The following is a 16,044-nucleotide window of genomic DNA, read 5'->3' on the forward strand; positions in this document are numbered from 1 at the left end:
AATCAGAACGCCGGGAGCAGGGACAATGATATTCTCCAAAAAATCATCCGCAAGAATCGATCCGGCACGATTCGTCGAAGTCGTGGACGGGAACAACAGACCACTGGCCGTACTGGACAAGGACATGGCCCATCGCCAACTCCTGCGCCATCGCTCGGTGCAGGTTCTCGTCTTCAACACGGACAAGAAAATCTACCTGCAAAAACGAAGCGCGAACAAGCGCTTCTTCCCCGGCCGCTGGGACATTTCGGCCAGAACACACCCGCATGTGAGCGAGGCTTCGGCCGATGCCGCCCTGCGAGTGCTCCGCGAGGAGCTGAACCTGACGGTGGAGCACACCCAGTTCGTCCGGACCCTGCCCGCATGCGCCGAGACAGGGTTTGAACACATCTCCATCTATACCCTGCCACGCAACACCCAGCCCATTACCCCCAACAGCGATGAAGTTTCCGAAGGCTATCACTTCTCGCGAGAGGAACTGACCTGTCTGGTCAAGGAATTTCGCGAGTTGCTGACACCAAATCTCGTCACCCTGTGGGAGGCCGGACTGCTTGTAAGCGTTTAGCCGCCGCAAATCAACCGGGACAACTCGCGATGAACAAGTCCGTTAGTGGCCAGGATGGTTCCTGCCCCCAGCGAGTAGTCCTTTCCACTGTCATATTCCGTCACCCTGCCTCCTGCCTCGCGGACCAGCAACCATCCGGCGGCGGTGTCCCACGGCCTGAGTGCACTCTCGTAGAACCCTGCATACCGGCCGCAAGCCACATAGGCCAGATCAAGAGCGGCAGCACCCACCCTGCGCACCCCCTGGACCCGCGGCAACACGGCCTTCAGCCGGTCAAGGATGGGCTCCAGGTGCTCCTCAATGGCATAGGGAAACCCGGTGGCGATCAGTGCTTGCTCCATGGCCCCCTCGGTCGAAACGGTCACAGGAGCGCCATTGAGCAGGGCTCCGCCTCCCTCGCGCACGGAAAAAAGCTCGCCAAGGAGCGGCAGGTTGACCACCCCGAGAACCACTCTGTCCCTCTGCCACAAGGCGATGGAGGTGGCCACGAAAGGCAGGCCGTTGGCGAAATTGGTGGTGCCGTCCACCGGATCGATTATCCAGGTCAATTCACCGGGTTCAGTGGAGCTGGCCGTTTCCTCGGCCAGAAAATCCGAACCGGGTAGAAGTGCCGCCAGTTCGTCCTTGAGCATTTCCTCAACGGCGAAATCCGTCTCCGTGACCAGATCTATCCTGCCCTTGTGCGTCACCTTGCGGGCCTGCCCGGCGCCCCTGACCACGATGCCGCCCGCCCGGACCGCGATGGATTCAAGCCCTGTCTGAATCCGTTTGACCTCATGCTCATCCATGGCCCGCTCCCCATAAAAAAGGGCGGTATTCATACCGCCCGGTTTCGTATTTCCCACAATGACAGCTCAGGACCTGCGCTGGATGAAGAATTGCACGGTCCTGTTGTATGTCTTCTCCTCCTCGGCGGTGAAGAAACAGGCCGGAATCTCACCGCGCTGCCTGTGGTAGTGCAGACATTCGCAACAGATGCCATGCTTGTCGCATGAGTAGGTGCATGTACAGTACTGCTCATTGATCTTGGCCCGTGGGCACTGGTCCTTCTTCTTCATTCGATAACCCCTCGTCACGCTACGCCTGGTTGCAGGATTCGTCGTTCGGCCATGGGCACCGTAGCCAATCAGAACCAGAGTGTCAATTATTCAAGCCTATTGATTGTAAGGCATTTTGCCAGACATCTCCCCCGGATAGTAGCAAAAAACCAGCCGATTGACGTATCGTTCGGTGTCAAATACGTTGAATTGCATCATAAACAGATGTATGTATTAAATGTCGCGCAAGCAGGAAGCGACCCCCCTGTTGTTATCATCATCTGATCACGGACTGTCAGCCATGTGGGAAAAAGCGTTCAGCCAGGTACCGGGCTTCAACGGGAACCGCGAGCCGCTCCGGGCGCAATCCCTTGAAGAACTCAAGGAGCACCTTGACTATACCCACATCCGTCAGTGCCTGCTTCGCCCCTACTTCGAGGAAAAGGACTATCCAGTGGTGGAGGCCAGGGAGCTGCTTCCCTCCTTTGAGGTGGATCTGCATGAATACAAAAACCTGCCTGGCTTCAGCATGGTGGTCTTTGACAGGCCCCTGAATTCTTTTCAGGAGGTTTTTCAGTACGACGCCCTGCACGCGCCCACGGACTGGGAAATGCCCCAGGCTGCGGAATACGCCTGCCAGCTTGAGGAATCGGTCATCGCCACCAATGTCCGCACTTTTCTCAGCCGTCTGCCCAAGCGTCATCACGCAAGATTCCTTGAACATTTCGAAGGCCAGGACATTTGCGGAATGGACCTGTACGACGAATTGCTCCCTTTTCTGCTCGAATTGGAGCGGGCCCATGTGATGGCCCACGACGCCACGGGACGATTCACCCTTCAAGGGGTCTATGCCTCGCTGCCATCGAACCTCGACAGCGAGCTGAAGCAGTTCGGGCTGCGCATTGGCAAGTTCAAGCCTGGCAACAACATCATGTATGAATGCAACCGATTGTTCGTTTACCAGTTCATGATGGAGCTGTACGGCTTTCCCATCGTCTCGGAGCGGCGCACCTCCTCGGCCATGTTTTCCATCCGGCTGCTGCGTCAGAACCAGCGCTTCATCGTCCGCGTTCTGGGCCAGAGTGATCGGACCATCACCACACTCATGTCTCGCCAGGCGGACGCCCCTGCCAGGATACGCCGCTACCCCCGCGTGGAAAAAATCGCCCTGGTGCGCGTCAACGAAAGCCAAAAGGAGACCATAGAACTCCTTGAGGACCAGGGATTCTTCGTGGACAGCAAAAACCGCGTGGTTATTCTGCGCGTCACCTACCAGCAGCACGAATACAATCCGAAAAACGTGCGCGAGGACAGGGCTCTCTCTGTCCATCGCCAGGAGGTCGTTCACCCGTTCACCGGCCGGACAATCGACGCCCTGAACATCATCCAGAACGTCCAGAACATGATTCTGCGTCTCAACGACATCGTTCGCGGCGAATGCCGCATTCCCATCAGCTACCGCCGCAGCGAGATCATCCGCTCCACCGAGAGCCATGAGGATCGGCTCAAGGTGCTCTCCATGTGGCTTTCCAAGCACATGTACAGGATAGTTGATTACTCGGACGAATACTTCGCCCAGGTGGTCAAGGTGCTTGACGGCTATCTGCTCGCCCCCGACAATTACGATGTCTTCAGCGAGCATCACGAACTGCATCAGGAGGTATGGGGACGCTTCAGCCACATTCAGCAGGCGCGAAAGGTCCGCATTCTCGAAGAACTTCGCTGGCGTCGCTATCGGGGACAGCCGGTTTCCTACAAGGAAATGCTTGAGATCATGACCGACATCCTCGGCGATCTGAAGTTCGAAATCGTCAACTATTTCGACAAACTGGTAGCCAAAGTGCTGATCATCGGCGAGGATGTGGCTGCCGATGCCTATCTGCGGCGAAAGTATGTGGAAATCAAGGATGACTCCCTCTCCCCTTACGGCCTGGAAATCAGGCGGCTGTATCACCGCCTTGTGGCCCTGCTTGACGAGTTCCGTTCCATCAGAAAATCCCGTACACTAGGCGGCGCAGGCTGACCGGCCGAGCAATATGACCGACACCCCGGCCGTGGCAGAGCCGCTGGCACGGGTCGCTCAGACGGTTCATCCCGGCGAACCCGAATTCATGCTCCCGACGACCAGACACACGTTCCGCAAGGAGGAAACCTTGGAATCCCTGGCAACCACCCCCCTCACCGACTGGCACCGGGAAAACGGCGCCAAAATGGCCCCCTTTGCCGGTTTCAACATGCCGGTGCAATACAAAGGCATCCTCATTGAGCACCAGCACACCCGCGAAAAGGCAGGCATCTTCGACATCTGCCATATGGGCGAGTTCAAGCTGTCCGGCCCCGGCTCCATGGAGACGCTGAACAAAGTGGTCAGCCACGACCTGACCACCCTGGACCCGGGAAAATGCCGCTACGGCTTCCTGCTCAACCGTTCTGGCGGCATTATGGACGACCTGATAATCTATTGCCTGGGCAAGGATGAGTACATGCTCGTCGTCAACGGCGCCTGCCGGACAAAGGACTTCGAACACATCCGGGCCAATCTTGCGGCAGGGCCGGTGTTGGCAGACATCAGCGAGGAAACGGGCAAGATCGACGTGCAGGGACCACAAAGCCTGAGCGTTCTGGAAACCCTGACCGAAAAAAAATGGAACGAATTGAAATATTTCAACTTCGAACCCACGGACTGCCTCGGCTTCCCCATGCTTGTCAGTCGGACAGGATACACGGGCGAGCTGGGCTACGAACTCTATCTGCCCGCGGACAAGGCGTTGTCGGTCTGGAAAAAACTCGCCGCCGACGCACGTGTCGAGCCGGTGGGTCTTGGCGCACGCGACACCTTGCGCCTTGAGATAGGCTATCCGCTCTACGGCCAGGATCTGGACGAGGAGCACACGCCCGTGGAAGCCGGGGCCGGGTTCTTTCTGAAAAAGGAAAGCGATTACATCGGCAAGTCAGGACTCGGCGAGGTCCGCCAGATGCTTGTTCCCCTGGTCATCGAGGGCCGCCGAACGGCCCGGCATCACGATGAAGTCCACCTGCCTTCGGGCGAGAAAGTCGGGGTTGTCACCAGTGGTTCCTTCGCCCCCAGCCTCGGGCATTGCGTGGCCTTGGCCTATATCCGCGCCGAAGATGTCAATGTCGAACGCTTTGTCATTAAAACGGCCAGGACTGAGCTAGAAGCGAAACGGACCGAGCTCCCCTTCTACAAGGAGGGAACAGCCCGGATGAAGGTCTAAAAACCTGCTCACTCGAACAAGACAGAGATGGGACGCCTCGGCGTCCCTTTTTGGTGCTATCGATCCGTTGTCAGCTCGTGTGCTCCAAGGGCGAGCATCTGCTGCTCCAGTCGCTCAAGTTCCCGGACCAGCACCGCCTCGGTCAGCTTTTCGTCCGTGACCTCCATGGGCTCGCCGATGTACACAGGGCAGCGCGTGAAGGGCATGGGCAATACGAAATGATCCCAGGACTTCTTAAATATCTTTGCCCGCTTGGGATAGGCGCGCATGGGTACGATGGCCGCTCCCGCCTTCTGGGCCAGGTAGATGACGCCGCCCTTGGGTTTGTGTCTCGGTCCGCGTGGGCCGTCCACGGTAAAGACGGCCATGCGATTCTGCCCGGCCATAACCCGAACCGCCTGCAACAATGCCTTGACCCCGCCGCGAGAGCTGGACCCCCGGACAGTGACATGTCCGAGGCGCTCAATGACCCGGGCGATGACTTCGCCGTCCTTGCTCTGGCTGACAAACGTGACCAAGTCGGAGGAAATGGTGTGGCCAAACCCGGTCACGGGGAAAATTTCTCCATGCCATAGGGCCAGCACCAGCGGTCGCCGGTCCTGTCCTCGCTTGAGAATTTCGTCAAGGTTTCCATGGGGCTCAAAGCGAAGCGTGGCCACCCACGCCCGGTAGAAGGCGGCAAGGACAAAGGAAAGCTTGCCGGGATCAATGGAAATTTTCATGAATTGGTCCGAGTGTTGATTTAGGTATCCATACCGGGAGTTGTCCACCGACGCAAGGGCGACAAGCCCGAGGGCTTCGGAAGCCGGACCCCGGTGTCACACCTTGTATAAATCATATCTATTTGACCAAACGAGTCAGCCTATGATGGACTTACCGTCAAGGAGGACCCCATGTCCGAAACCACCCTCGAATGCCTCGGCCTGCCCTGCCCCCAGCCGGTACTGCGCTGCAAGGAGGCTGTTGAAAGCCGCAATCCTCGACGCATCACGGTTGCTGTGGACAACGATGCGGCCAGGGAGAATGTCAGCCGCTTCCTGACCACACGCGGCTACAGCGTGGAAACGAGCATGTCCGGCGACACCCGCATCGTCACCGGGACCAGGGGGGAGGCAGGCCCGATGCCCGGACTGTCCAACGATCCGGCCCCGAACGACACCCATTCCGCCGTGGTCACAGGCCAGCGCATCCTTGTCTTCATCGGTGCCGACACCATCGGCTCGGGCGACGCCGAGCTTGGCGGTCGGCTGATGGTCAACTTCCTGTCCACCCTCAAGGAAATGGGCTCGGAGTTATGGCGCATCATTTTGGTCAACGGCGGGGTCCGGCTTTCCGTGCCCGGCAGTCCCTGCCTGGAGCAGCTTCAATCCCTTGAGACAGCTGGCGTCTCGGTACTGGTCTGCGGCACCTGCCTTGAACATTTCGGCCTGACCCCCCATCGCCGGGTCGGCCAGACCACCAACATGCTCGATGTGGTCACCAGTTTCCAGCTTGCCACCAAGACGGTTCACGTCTAATACTCTTCGCGACGGGACGGTTCGTCCCGTCGCAATTCTTTCATGCAAACGCCAATCCGGCCGGATACCATAAAGTCATGCCCCAAGCCCAGACCGTCCGTCTGAACAAGTTCCTTGCCCAGTGCGGCGTGGCCTCACGCCGGGGCGCAGACGAACTCGTCTTTTCCGGCAGGGTCGCGGTCAACGACGAGAGGGCCGATACTCCGGGCCTCCAGGTGGACCCGACCCGTGACCGCGTGACCGTGGACCACAAGCCCGTGTGTCTGCCCGACGCAAAAGCGGAAATCGCCATCATGCTCCACAAACCCGTGGAGACAGTGACCACGGCCCGGGACCCCCAGGGACGCACCACGGTGCTTGATCTGCTCCCGCCACAGATCGTTGACCGCCGCCCCTTTCCTGTCGGGCGGCTCGATTTTTATTCCGAAGGGTTGCTGCTGCTGACCACGGACGGCGAACTTTGCCACCGGCTGACTCATCCCAAATGGCACCTGCCCAAAGTCTACGAGGTGACCGTCCGCGGTGCAGTGCCGGAGAAGGCCATATCGATCATGCAGTCCGGGATGACCCTCAAGGCGGGGGACAGGCTGGCCCCGGCAGAGGTGGTGCTCCACCCTCCGGTCGCTGGCACCCAGGTTCTTGAAATCACTCTCATCCAGGGGCTCAACCGCCAGATCAGACGCATGTGCGAGGAGTTGGGGCTTACCATTCTGCGCCTTCGCCGGGTCAGACAGGGTCCGGTGGAGCTTGGCAACCTCAAACGGGGACAGTGGCGCGAACTGACCGATGCGGAACTGACTGCCCTGAAAAAGGCGGTCAGCCTCGCCTGAAAAGCTGTAAAACGCCTATCTGCGCCGTTAAGTGACTGTAGACGAATCGTTGAGCCAAGAAGGAAACTTATTCTATAAGCTCAACACGTTCAGTTCAGCAGATCGAGATGTCTGCTCACGCCAAGGCCCATGAAGGATAGTCCGGTAGGGGGAGAATCATGCCCCCGCATCCCAAAAGCGCATCTCTGCTCGTCTGCCCCCCAAAGCCTCGAAGATTCACCAACAGCTCACGAGGTTCGGCCTTGGATTTCTTTCACATCTGAATTCTCACCATTGTTTGCCACTCTGCATAGTTGGATTATTTCTACGACCCGCCAGCCAGGGCTTGGGCACATCGGCCGGACCGAACAGGACAAAAAAAGACGCGGCCTTATGGCAAGGCCGCGCCCGTTTCCCTCAGAAGACCAACCCGTCCCGCAAGACGGACAAGGGCTCGCCCCCTAAAACCCCCGCGTATTGTCCTCCACATGAGTGCCCTCGGGCGGAGTGAAGGTGAACATGTCTGCCGCCAAAGGCACATCCTGCTCCACGTTGGAAAGCCGGACCTCATTGCCGTTGCCGTAAAAGTCCACAATCATGATCTGACGCAGCAACCCCGTTGAGGGCTCCACCCCCACATAGGCCAGGACCATGCCCGGCTCGGGCTCCTTGGGTATCAGTTGGAGCACGGTGAAGCCCTTACCCCAGCGCTGGCGCACATCGTCCGCGCCCTGCCATTCGGTCTTGACCACGAAATCCTCCTTGAGATTGGCCCTGCCGGATATGAAGCGCAGCACGGTCTTGGAATCAAGAAGCGCTTCCACCCCGTACTTGATGGCTACCCCATCGGCCTCGATGTAGTCCCAGGCGTAGGCAGGCCCGAGCACAAGCAGTTCCTTCTCGGGCTCAATAGTTTCCCAACGCACCTGAGAAGGCTGACGGAACCAGATGCGGCCTTGTCGCCGCTCCACATCCCCGCTGGCCACATTGGTCAATTCCTGGACAAAGTCGCACCGAAATGTCTTGAGGCTTTCGTATCGCTGCTGGATAAGGTCCGGCATGTCCTCGGCCGCGATCCCCGCGACACCCTGCCCGAAACCGGCCAGAACCAGACACACAGCAAGGGACCATGTCACGAAATATTTTCTAGACATTTTCTAATCTCCTTTTATTCCGGCGAGATGACCTTTCTCGGCTTACTCCCGTCCTGTGGGCCGAGCAAGCCGTCCATCTCCATCTGTTCAATATACCTTGCCGCTCGGTTGAAGCCGATGCGGAAGCGGCGCTGGAGCAGCGATATGGACGCCTTGCCCTGGCTCAACACGAACTGCACCGCCTCGCCATACACAGGGTCGTCGGACTCGCTGATCAGTTCGGCCCCTTCCCCGCCCGAAGCGTCCTTCTTCCAGTCCGAAAAATCCAGCTCAAACTCCTGAGGCTGGCTCTCGCGCCAAAAGTCGACAACGTGCGCAATCTCCGCCTCGTCGACATAGGCGCCATGCATCCGCTTGAGCTTGCCGCCGCTTGGCTTGAAGAGCATATCGCCTTTGCCCAGCAACCGCTCCGCGCCCACGCTGTCGAGAATGGTGCGCGAATCGAACTTCGAGGTGACAAAGAACGAGATGCGCGTCGGGAAGTTGGCCTTGATCAGGCCGGTGACAACGTCCACGCTCGGTCTCTGGGTGGCCAGCACAAGATGGATGCCCGCGGCCCGAGCCAACTGGGCCAACCGGACGATGCACTGCTCCACCTCCTTGGCGGCGGTCATCATCAGGTCGGCCAATTCATCGATGATGATGACCAGATAGGGCATGGGCTTCATATGCTCGTATTCCTCGGGCATATTCTCGCCCATGTCGGCGATTTTTTTGTTGTATCCCTCAATGTTGCGTACACCGAGCTTGGCCATCTTCTCGTAGCGGCAATCCATCTCGAATACGGCCCACTCCAGGGCGCTCTTGGCCAGGCTCATCTCGGTGACCACCGGATGCACCAGATGCGGCAAGGCAGCATAAGGAGCCAGCTCGATGCGCTTGGGGTCCACCAGCAACAGCTTCACCTTGTCCGGGCCGGCCTTGTAGAGCAGACTCAAGAGAAAACCGTTGATACCCACGGACTTGCCCGCGCCGGTGGCACCGGCCACGAGCAAGTGCGGCATCTTGGCCAGATCAGCCACCTTGGTGATGCCGTGGATGTCCTTGCCAAGGGCCAAAGTCAGCGGCGACTCGCTACTGGTGAACTCCCTGGACTCGATCACCTCGCGCAGATAAACGGTCTGACGGTCCACATTGGGAATTTCAATGCCCACACTGTCCTTGCCGGGAATCGGAGCCTCGATGCGCACGGATTCGGCCTTAAGAGCCAGAGCTATATCGTCGGTCAGATTCTCGATCCTGCTGACCTTGATGCCCGGCGCAGGCTTGAACTCGAACATGGTTACCACCGGCCCGGGAACCACCCGCTGAATCTCTCCCTGCACATTGAAATCGTTCAGGCATTCCTTGAGCCTGTCGGCCAGTGGTTGGAGCACTTCCTGGGTCTGGCTCGATGACTGTGGCGGAGACGGCGAAAGCAGATCAAGTCCCGGAAGCCCTCCTCCCTCCGAGACAGGACCGGAAGACGCGGCTTTGGCTGGCTTGGCCGGTTTTTGCCTGCGGACTGCGGGCGGGTTCCTGGAGGCGCTGTTGTCGGCCTCCTCAAGATCAATGAAACGGACTTCGACATCCTCCTCCCCGGCCAGAATGTCCAGCCCGTCCTCGGCTTGGGCACGTTTCCTGGCGGCAACCCCTGCCTGCCTGCTTTCCCTGACACGGGCCAATCGCGCTGCCAGTGCTTCACGCAGCACGGCCACTCCAAGGAGCAGCCTGTTCCACAGCACGGTCCAACTGAATCCTGCCACGGCCTGAAAGGATATGATGGTGATGAACGTCCACAAAAGCAGGGTACCTGCCGGACGCAAATAGGGCTGGGTCAAGCCGGTGACGATCTCGCGGCCAAAGAAGCCGCCGCCGAGAAGCCCATAGGCATCGGCGGGAATATCCACCAGCCAGGGGTGGGTGGCCCACGCCTCGAAGGCCACGAACAGCCCCACAAGACCTAACCAGCGGATCTTGGAAATCCGCATTCGACCGACAAATCGCGACAGCCCGAGATACAGGAAATAAAAAGGCCAGACCATGGCCCCCAGGCCAAACATCTCCACGAGAAACCCGGCGCAGTACGCCCCGGCCACGCCGACGACGTTGCGTACGCGCCACCCTTCGCTGACCGCCTGATTGAAGCTCGGATCGGCCGGGCTGAACGAAAGCAGACTCAGAAAGAGAAATGCGGAAAGGAAAAGGAAGAAAAGGCCGACAAATTCCCTGCCGTGTACCTTTCGCCTGGGTTGAGCCGCTGTAATCTGTCTTCTCGCCATTGATCCCCGCTTTTGAAAAAAAGGTCCTGGACAGCGAGCCGTCCACGACCTTTTTCTAAGCTATGTTCGCAACGTGTCGCAAGTCGGGCTTATTCGCGTCCGAGGTATTCGCCGCTGCGAGTATCCACCTTGATCAAGTCCCCCGCATTGATGAACAGCGGCACGTTGACCTGAATGCCGGTCTCCAGCGTGGCAGGCTTGGTGGCATTGCTCACGCGGTCGCCCTGTATGCCGGGGTCGGTCTGGGCCACCTTGAGATTGACATTGGCCGGAAGGTCGACGCCGATCAACTCACCATTGTAAAGCAGAACCTTGACCGTGTCGCCCTCTTTGATGTAGCCGCCTGCCTCGCCGACATTCTCGCCCGAGACATGCATCTGCTCATAGCTTTCAAGGTCCATGAACACGAAGTCCGTGCCTTCCTTGTAGATGAACTGCATGTTGACCACGGCCATGTCGGGTTTTTTGACTTTCTCGCCGGAGCGAAAGGTCTTGTCCAGCACCTGTCCGGTCTTCATGTGGCGCAGCTTGGTCCGCACCATGGCCCCGCCCTTGCCGGGCTTGAAGTGCTGAAATTCAATGATCTCGAACGGTTTTCCGTCGATCTCGATTTTCAGGCCAGTCCTGAAATCCTTGGTCGATATCATGATCGCTCCGAAACGTCGGACCCCGGACATGCCGGGGTGGTTGTCAGTTAATCCGATTGTCCGGCAAGGCGCTGATGCAGCGCCTGGACAGCAAGCCCATACCCCAGAATCCCGAAACCGGCAATAACGCCGACGCACCGCCCCCCCATCAGGCTTTGCTGCCGCAAGGGCTGATCGGTCCGCGCCCAGATGTTGCTAATGTGGACCTCCACGCAGGGGACGCCGATCCAGGCCAGGCAGTCGGCAATGGCAAGACTGGTGTGGGTGTAGGCCCCTGCGTTGAAAACAATTCCCGCCGTGCCATCGACCCGGGTCTGCTCCAGACGGTCCACGAGCGCCCCTTCGGAATTGGATTGGAAATGGCTCAGGACGATGTCGTCAGCGCTCCCGCCCATGAGGGTGCGGACAATGCCGGGCAGGTCGTCCATGGTCTGGGAGCCGTAGATCTCCGGCTGCCGTCTGCCGATATGCCCCAGGTTCGGGCCGTTGAGTATCAAGATGTCGAATTTGGTCATGCGCTCCCCCCTGTTCCTGACCGGGTCGTGCCTCTCCTTGACGCGGCCGCGCAAAAAGAGAACATTGGGCTCTCACAAATACACGAGGACACGGATACGGTACCCCTTTATGAACCGAACCATTGAGTTAGTCAAAACAATATACGAAATCAAGCAGCTTGAGGAATTCCACGAGCCGCAGATAGCCCTTGCCGGACGCTCCAACGTGGGCAAGTCCTCTCTGGTCAACCGTCTGGCCGGGCGCAAATCCCTGGCCAAGATCAGCTCCAAGCCCGGAAAGACGCGCAGTCTCAACTACTACCGGGTCCAACCCGACGGCTTCTTTCTCGTGGATCTGCCCGGCTACGGCTATGCCAAATGCTCCAAGACCGAACGCGAGAAATGGGGCAGGCTCATCGAAGCTTACATGACCGCCAATCCCGCCCTCAAGGCAGTGGTGGTTCTGCTCGATTCACGCCTGACGCCGCAAAAACTCGACCTGGAGCTGACCTCCTATCTGCGCGGCCTGGGCATCCCGGTCATTCCGGTGCTGACCAAGGCGGACAAACCCAAACAGCGCGAACGAGCGGCCCTCCAGACCCAGTGGCGGGACATCCTTCAGCAGCTGCGCCTGCCCCTGCTCTTTTCCAGCAAAACGGGCATGGGCGAGGAAAAGCTGTGGAGCATCCTGGCAGAATACGCAGACGTGGCCGTCCCCAAACCCGACAGCCTTGAATCTGGCGACGAAACCAACTGAAATTCCTGAAAGAAATCGTTCAGCACGAGCGCGGCCCGTTTGACCGGCCCGACACCGAGCGCTCCGAACAGCCTAGGTTCTGGCCAGCCGCAGTCCGGCCCCCCAGGCCCGCAGGGTGGCCTTGAGTCCCGGCGCCGCAACCCAGATCAACCGCCCGGAGGCCAGCGCCCCCATGACGAAATTGCCGAGCCAAGCGGCCAGAAACGGCGGCAATACCGCCTGCTCCCCGGCCGTGGCCCCCACCGTATGGACCCCGTACTGCACAAAGATGAGAATCAGCGACAACCCGACATTGGCATAGACATTTTCCGAGAAGGTAATCAGGGCCAATGCCAGCAGGGCCATGACGGATATGGAGAAGGCATAGGACCATTTGGCATGCCAGACCGTCTTCAGTATCTCCACGTTGGAGCCCGACTCCTCCAGCTTTTGAATGGCCTTGGAAAGTTCGAACAAGGGCAGGTCCGCAGTATCCCCCTTGAGCTCCACGGCGGCGTATGCCTTGAGATTCTGGCGCACCGAAAGAAACTGCGATGGTCGGCTGACCGAGGCAAAGGTGCGGGTGTCCAGTTCCTGAACATCTAGCAGCCCCCAGCCATGGTCGTCGACGAGGGCCCTTCTGGCCGTCAGGATGCGGATCAGGTCAAGGTTATCCGTGGCGAATTCGTAAACCGTGATGTCCACGGCCCGACTCATGCCTGGAAACGCTTCCCGTGCGAGCACAATGAACGGCCCATCCCTGAACCACAGATCCTTGATGACCAGCTCATCCACCTGGCGTTTCCGGACATCCTCTTTCCAGATGCGGTTGGCCTCGTATTCGCCAAACACCCCGAGGAATTGGGAAAAGGCCATCTGCCCCATGCTCCAGATCACGGCATAGACCAAAAAAAAGCGTACGAACCAGCCAAAGGAAACGCCCCCGGCCCGCAGAGCCAGCATCTCCCTGGTCCGGTTCAGGATGCCCAATTGCAGCACAAGGGCAAGCAGGAAAACCGCAGGAAGCAACTGGGAAATGATCATGGGGGTCTTGACGAGGAAGTAGAAGAGAATCGTCTCGACACCCAATCCGGCCTTGATGAAATCGTCGAGCCGGTCGAAGATGTCGGATAGCAGGTAGATACATGTACCCGCAAAGAGACAAACGGCCATCAGGTAGAGGTTTTGCATGATCAGATAGCGTCCGAGCACGCCTATTCCGAAAAATGACCTCATGCCCCGCTCCTCCGCCAGTTTCGCAGATGCGCCAGCCACTGCACCAGAGGCAGGCTGCGCTCCTGATTGGCAAACCGGATGCCCACCGCAGCCACCATCACATAGAGTACATTCGGAGCCCATAGTCCGTAAACAGGCGGAATGGAGCCTCCCTCGCCCATACTGACGCCGATGGAAAACATGCTGTAATACAAGATGAAAAGCCCCATGGCCAGGAGCAGACCATATTGCTGCTTGAGCCCCCGGAAGATGTAGGCCACAGGGATGGCGAACATGCCCAGTATCAGACAACCCAACGGGAGCGTCAGCCGTTTGAAGTATTCGGTGTCCACCTTGCGCATAAATTGCTCCGACTGATAGGGGGCCAGGGTTGGGTCCTGCCTGATACGGCTCAATTGGGCAAAGGTCATGTCCTTGGCCTTTTCCTCGCCGAAATTGTAGCCGCCGAGCAGCTCGGCCAGATCGAGCCTGATGGAATAGCTGCCAAACCGCAGAACGTTGAGTTCATCATCGTTCTGCCGGAATATCTTGCCCCGGCTGAAGATGATGCGTACCTCGGCGGACTCAGGACTGGAAATAACCCTCGCCTCAGGCGCGACAACCACCACGGAAGCGCCGTCGATTGACTGGTCGCGCACAAAGGCGAACTTCAGTTCACCTGTTTCGTTGTTGACCTGATGTGCATAGAAGGTAATGCCCGGAAACTCCTTGTTGAACACTCCGGGCTGGAGGGCGAAGCGGGACTGAGACCGTGCGAACTCGTAGAGACTCGTCTTGAACATATCCATTCCCCAGGCCAGGCCCCACATGGCGATGAAGAAGGTGAAAAGCATGCTCAAGACGCAAAAAAACACCGGGGCCGGAAGCATCCTGTAAAGACTCACGCCGTTGGCCTTCAAAGCGGTCAATTCGTTGTCGGTACTCATGCGCAAGAAGGTCAGAAACACGCTGAGCATGGTCGATATAGGTGCGACCAGCAACAAGAAGAACGGCGTAAGATAAAAGAATAATTCTAGAATATTTAGAAATCCGATATTCTGAGAGAGAAAGAGCGAGCGCAACTGAAGCATCCGGCCTATGAGGATAAGCCCCAGCAGACAGGAAACCGTCAGGCCGAACAGCTTCAGCAGTTCCTTGAATATCTGGCGATGGAGCAGTTTCACCGGACTTGGCAGTCTTGGTTTTCCCTGAAAAATCTCTGGAGAAACTCCACATCAAGCGGACTTAAGTTGAAACGCGCCGCCGCTTCCTCGATGAGGGCCGGCAGCGTCCGGCCGCCCTCCTCCCGCTTCTCGCAAATCCAGGCGATGGCCTTGCGGGTCAGCTCGCTCGCGGGCATTATGGTGGTCATGGTCTTCTCCCGGGCTGTGGATGGATCAGATCAAGGAACTACACCAGCTTGCCGGGGGTTGCAAGACACTGTTTCTTAGGCTAGTCACCCAAGCACCCCCGATTATCCGGGGCGCGGCGCAAAAGAGCCGATCCACCCGCATCATCAGCCAACAAGGGGTACGCATGGCATCCTGGTACGTTGCGGTCATCCTCGGCGTGGTCGAGGGGCTGACCGAGTTTCTCCCGGTCTCCAGCACCGGGCATCTCATTCTCGCCGGACACCTGCTGGACTTCACCGGCCCCAAGGCAGAAACCTTCGACATTGTCATCCAGCTCGGGGCCATTCTGGCCGTGCTCACCCTCTACCTCGACCGATTCACCGGCCTGCTCAAAAACGATCCGGCCCGGCCCTTCTCCGGGGTGCGCGGGCTGTGGCTCTTGTTTCTTACTTCGCTGCCCGCCTCGCTGCTGGGGCTGGCGACCCACAAATACATCAAGGCGTATCTGTTCAACCCGACAGCCGTGGCTTGCGCCCTTGGCGTCGGCGCCGTAATGATTCTTGTGGTCGAGTCCGTCAAAAAGCCCGAAAAGACGACCTCCATTGATGAGATCACCCCGGCCCAGGCCCTGGGGGTCGGCCTGTTCCAGTGTCTGGCCCTATGGCCCGGATTCTCCCGGTCTGCGGCCACCATCATGGGCGGGATGCTGCTGGGCATGCGCCGCACCGTTGCCGCCGAATATTCCTTCATCGCGGCCGTGCCCATCATGTTTGCGGCCACGGGTTATGACTTCCTAAAGAATTACAATCTATTCGAACGAGAGGACATGATCTTTCTGGGCATCGGACTCGGCGTCTCCTTCATTGCCGCCTGGGTGGCCATCAAGGGATTCATCTATCTGCTCGGCCGCCTGACCCTGCGCCCATTTGCCTTGTACAGACTGGCGCTGGTCCCGCTCATTTTCCTCTTTTGGTAAATGATTTCATTTCAGTGTGCCCTGCGCACTTTTCCCTTGCCAAGC

General features: G+C 58.6%; 17 protein-coding genes. 7 read left to right on the top strand and 10 right to left on the bottom strand.

Going from position 1 to position 16,044, the window contains the following annotated elements:
* Positions 1 to 25: 25 nt before the first annotated feature.
* A complete protein-coding gene (locus GKC30_RS11550) occupies positions 26 to 565 on the top strand; it encodes an NUDIX hydrolase (protein ID WP_155934887.1) in 540 nt (179 codons plus the stop codon).
* On the opposite strand, the gene GKC30_RS11555 is transcribed toward GKC30_RS11550, so the two are convergent.
* Positions 562 to 1,386 (bottom strand): inositol monophosphatase family protein, encoded by an 825-nt coding sequence (locus tag GKC30_RS11555; RefSeq protein ID WP_231117142.1) that lies wholly within the window; start codon positions 1,384 to 1,386, stop codon positions 562 to 564. The two genes, GKC30_RS11550 and GKC30_RS11555, sit on opposite strands and share 4 nt — an antisense overlap.
* Before the next feature lie 33 nt (positions 1,387 to 1,419).
* A complete protein-coding gene (locus GKC30_RS11560) occupies positions 1,420 to 1,623 on the bottom strand; it encodes a DUF6485 family protein (protein ID WP_155934889.1) in 204 nt (67 codons plus the stop codon).
* 280 nt (positions 1,624 to 1,903) lie between these two features.
* Here GKC30_RS11560 and GKC30_RS11565 point away from each other — a divergent pair, with 280 nt between their 5' ends.
* A complete protein-coding gene (locus GKC30_RS11565; protein ID WP_155934890.1) occupies positions 1,904 to 3,625 on the top strand; it encodes a hypothetical protein in 1,722 nt (573 codons plus the stop codon).
* A gap of 130 nt (positions 3,626 to 3,755) precedes the next feature.
* The gene (gene gcvT / locus GKC30_RS11570) at positions 3,756 to 4,838 is read left to right on the top strand and encodes a glycine cleavage system aminomethyltransferase GcvT (RefSeq protein ID WP_196772866.1); all 1,083 of its coding nucleotides are present in this window, start codon (positions 3,756 to 3,758) and stop codon (positions 4,836 to 4,838) included.
* A gap of 56 nt (positions 4,839 to 4,894) precedes the next feature.
* On the opposite strand, the gene GKC30_RS11575 is transcribed toward gcvT, so the two are convergent.
* Positions 4,895 to 5,560, bottom strand: a complete 666-nt coding sequence (locus tag GKC30_RS11575) for a lysophospholipid acyltransferase family protein (RefSeq protein ID WP_155934891.1) — start codon at positions 5,558 to 5,560, stop codon at positions 4,895 to 4,897.
* Positions 5,561 to 5,731: 171 nt separating this feature from the next.
* On the opposite strand from GKC30_RS11575, the gene yedF reads away from it, so the two are divergent.
* Positions 5,732 to 6,355 (top strand): sulfurtransferase-like selenium metabolism protein YedF, encoded by a 624-nt coding sequence (yedF, locus tag GKC30_RS11580; protein ID WP_155934892.1) that lies wholly within the window; start codon positions 5,732 to 5,734, stop codon positions 6,353 to 6,355.
* 77 nt (positions 6,356 to 6,432) lie between these two features.
* Positions 6,433 to 7,185, top strand: coding sequence for a pseudouridine synthase (locus tag GKC30_RS11585; protein WP_155934893.1), 753 nt, complete (start codon positions 6,433 to 6,435; stop codon positions 7,183 to 7,185).
* A 440-nt stretch (positions 7,186 to 7,625) separates the two neighbouring features.
* Here the strand turns inward: GKC30_RS11585 and lolA are convergent, their stop codons facing one another.
* The 4 genes from lolA to GKC30_RS11605 form a co-directional block, all read right to left on the bottom strand.
* Entirely contained in the window at positions 7,626 to 8,318 is a 693-nt protein-coding gene (gene lolA / locus GKC30_RS11590) for an outer membrane lipoprotein periplasmic chaperone LolA (protein WP_155934894.1), read from the bottom strand.
* A 14-nt stretch (positions 8,319 to 8,332) separates the two neighbouring features.
* Positions 8,333 to 10,579, bottom strand: a complete 2,247-nt coding sequence (locus GKC30_RS11595; RefSeq protein ID WP_155934895.1) for a DNA translocase FtsK — start codon at positions 10,577 to 10,579, stop codon at positions 8,333 to 8,335.
* Positions 10,580 to 10,668: 89 nt separating this feature from the next.
* The gene (gene efp / locus GKC30_RS11600) at positions 10,669 to 11,226 is read right to left on the bottom strand and encodes an elongation factor P (RefSeq protein ID WP_155934896.1); all 558 of its coding nucleotides are present in this window, start codon (positions 11,224 to 11,226) and stop codon (positions 10,669 to 10,671) included.
* Between the two features lie 47 nt (positions 11,227 to 11,273).
* The gene (locus GKC30_RS11605) at positions 11,274 to 11,741 is read right to left on the bottom strand and encodes a type II 3-dehydroquinate dehydratase (protein WP_155934897.1); all 468 of its coding nucleotides are present in this window, start codon (positions 11,739 to 11,741) and stop codon (positions 11,274 to 11,276) included.
* A 109-nt stretch (positions 11,742 to 11,850) separates the two neighbouring features.
* On the opposite strand from GKC30_RS11605, the gene yihA reads away from it, so the two are divergent.
* The gene (gene yihA / locus GKC30_RS11610; protein WP_155934898.1) at positions 11,851 to 12,477 is read left to right on the top strand and encodes a ribosome biogenesis GTP-binding protein YihA/YsxC; all 627 of its coding nucleotides are present in this window, start codon (positions 11,851 to 11,853) and stop codon (positions 12,475 to 12,477) included.
* 72 nt (positions 12,478 to 12,549) lie between these two features.
* Here the strand turns inward: yihA and GKC30_RS11615 are convergent, their stop codons facing one another.
* The 3 genes from GKC30_RS11615 to GKC30_RS11625 are packed head-to-tail and all read right to left on the bottom strand — an operon-like array spanning position 12,550 to position 15,043.
* Positions 12,550 to 13,692: an LptF/LptG family permease gene (locus GKC30_RS11615; protein ID WP_155934899.1), complete on the bottom strand. Its 1,143-nt coding sequence runs from the start codon at positions 13,690 to 13,692 to the stop codon at positions 12,550 to 12,552.
* The gene (gene lptF, locus GKC30_RS11620) at positions 13,689 to 14,855 is read right to left on the bottom strand and encodes an LPS export ABC transporter permease LptF (RefSeq protein ID WP_367614106.1); all 1,167 of its coding nucleotides are present in this window, start codon (positions 14,853 to 14,855) and stop codon (positions 13,689 to 13,691) included. Before lptF ends, GKC30_RS11615 begins: the two co-directional genes overlap by 4 nt.
* On the bottom strand, positions 14,852 to 15,043 hold the full coding sequence (locus GKC30_RS11625; protein ID WP_155934901.1) for a hypothetical protein: 192 nt from the start codon (positions 15,041 to 15,043) through the stop codon (positions 14,852 to 14,854). Before GKC30_RS11625 ends, lptF begins: the two co-directional genes overlap by 4 nt.
* Positions 15,044 to 15,207: 164 nt before the next feature.
* Between GKC30_RS11625 and GKC30_RS11630 the strand changes: the two genes are divergently transcribed.
* The gene (locus GKC30_RS11630; protein ID WP_155934902.1) at positions 15,208 to 15,999 is read left to right on the top strand and encodes an undecaprenyl-diphosphate phosphatase; all 792 of its coding nucleotides are present in this window, start codon (positions 15,208 to 15,210) and stop codon (positions 15,997 to 15,999) included.
* Positions 16,000 to 16,044: the final 45 nt, after the last annotated feature.

It is taken from the genome of Pseudodesulfovibrio alkaliphilus, assembly GCF_009729555.1.
In the GTDB taxonomy this organism is placed as follows: Bacteria; Desulfobacterota; Desulfovibrionia; order Desulfovibrionales; family Desulfovibrionaceae; genus Pseudodesulfovibrio; species Pseudodesulfovibrio alkaliphilus.

Excerpts from the sequence above, each read along its gene's own strand:
- GKC30_RS11550 (WP_155934887.1), top strand. The coding sequence starts at position 26 with ATGATATTCTCCAAAAAATCATCCGCAAGAATCGATCCGGCACGATTC.
- GKC30_RS11555 (WP_231117142.1), bottom strand. The coding sequence starts at position 1,386 with ATGAATACCGCCCTTTTTTATGGGGAGCGGGCCATGGATGAGCATGAG.
- GKC30_RS11560 (WP_155934889.1), bottom strand. The coding sequence starts at position 1,623 with ATGAAGAAGAAGGACCAGTGCCCACGGGCCAAGATCAATGAGCAGTAC.
- GKC30_RS11565 (WP_155934890.1), top strand. The coding sequence starts at position 1,904 with ATGTGGGAAAAAGCGTTCAGCCAGGTACCGGGCTTCAACGGGAACCGC.
- GKC30_RS11575 (WP_155934891.1), bottom strand. The coding sequence starts at position 5,560 with ATGAAAATTTCCATTGATCCCGGCAAGCTTTCCTTTGTCCTTGCCGCC.
- yedF (WP_155934892.1), top strand. The coding sequence starts at position 5,732 with ATGTCCGAAACCACCCTCGAATGCCTCGGCCTGCCCTGCCCCCAGCCG.
- GKC30_RS11585 (WP_155934893.1), top strand. The coding sequence starts at position 6,433 with ATGCCCCAAGCCCAGACCGTCCGTCTGAACAAGTTCCTTGCCCAGTGC.
- lolA (WP_155934894.1), bottom strand. The coding sequence starts at position 8,318 with ATGTCTAGAAAATATTTCGTGACATGGTCCCTTGCTGTGTGTCTGGTT.
- GKC30_RS11595 (WP_155934895.1), bottom strand. The coding sequence starts at position 10,579 with ATGGCGAGAAGACAGATTACAGCGGCTCAACCCAGGCGAAAGGTACAC.
- efp (WP_155934896.1), bottom strand. The coding sequence starts at position 11,226 with ATGATATCGACCAAGGATTTCAGGACTGGCCTGAAAATCGAGATCGAC.
- GKC30_RS11605 (WP_155934897.1), bottom strand. The coding sequence starts at position 11,741 with ATGACCAAATTCGACATCTTGATACTCAACGGCCCGAACCTGGGGCAT.
- yihA (WP_155934898.1), top strand. The coding sequence starts at position 11,851 with ATGAACCGAACCATTGAGTTAGTCAAAACAATATACGAAATCAAGCAG.
- GKC30_RS11615 (WP_155934899.1), bottom strand. The coding sequence starts at position 13,692 with ATGAGGTCATTTTTCGGAATAGGCGTGCTCGGACGCTATCTGATCATG.
- GKC30_RS11625 (WP_155934901.1), bottom strand. The coding sequence starts at position 15,043 with ATGACCACCATAATGCCCGCGAGCGAGCTGACCCGCAAGGCCATCGCC.
- GKC30_RS11630 (WP_155934902.1), top strand. The coding sequence starts at position 15,208 with ATGGCATCCTGGTACGTTGCGGTCATCCTCGGCGTGGTCGAGGGGCTG.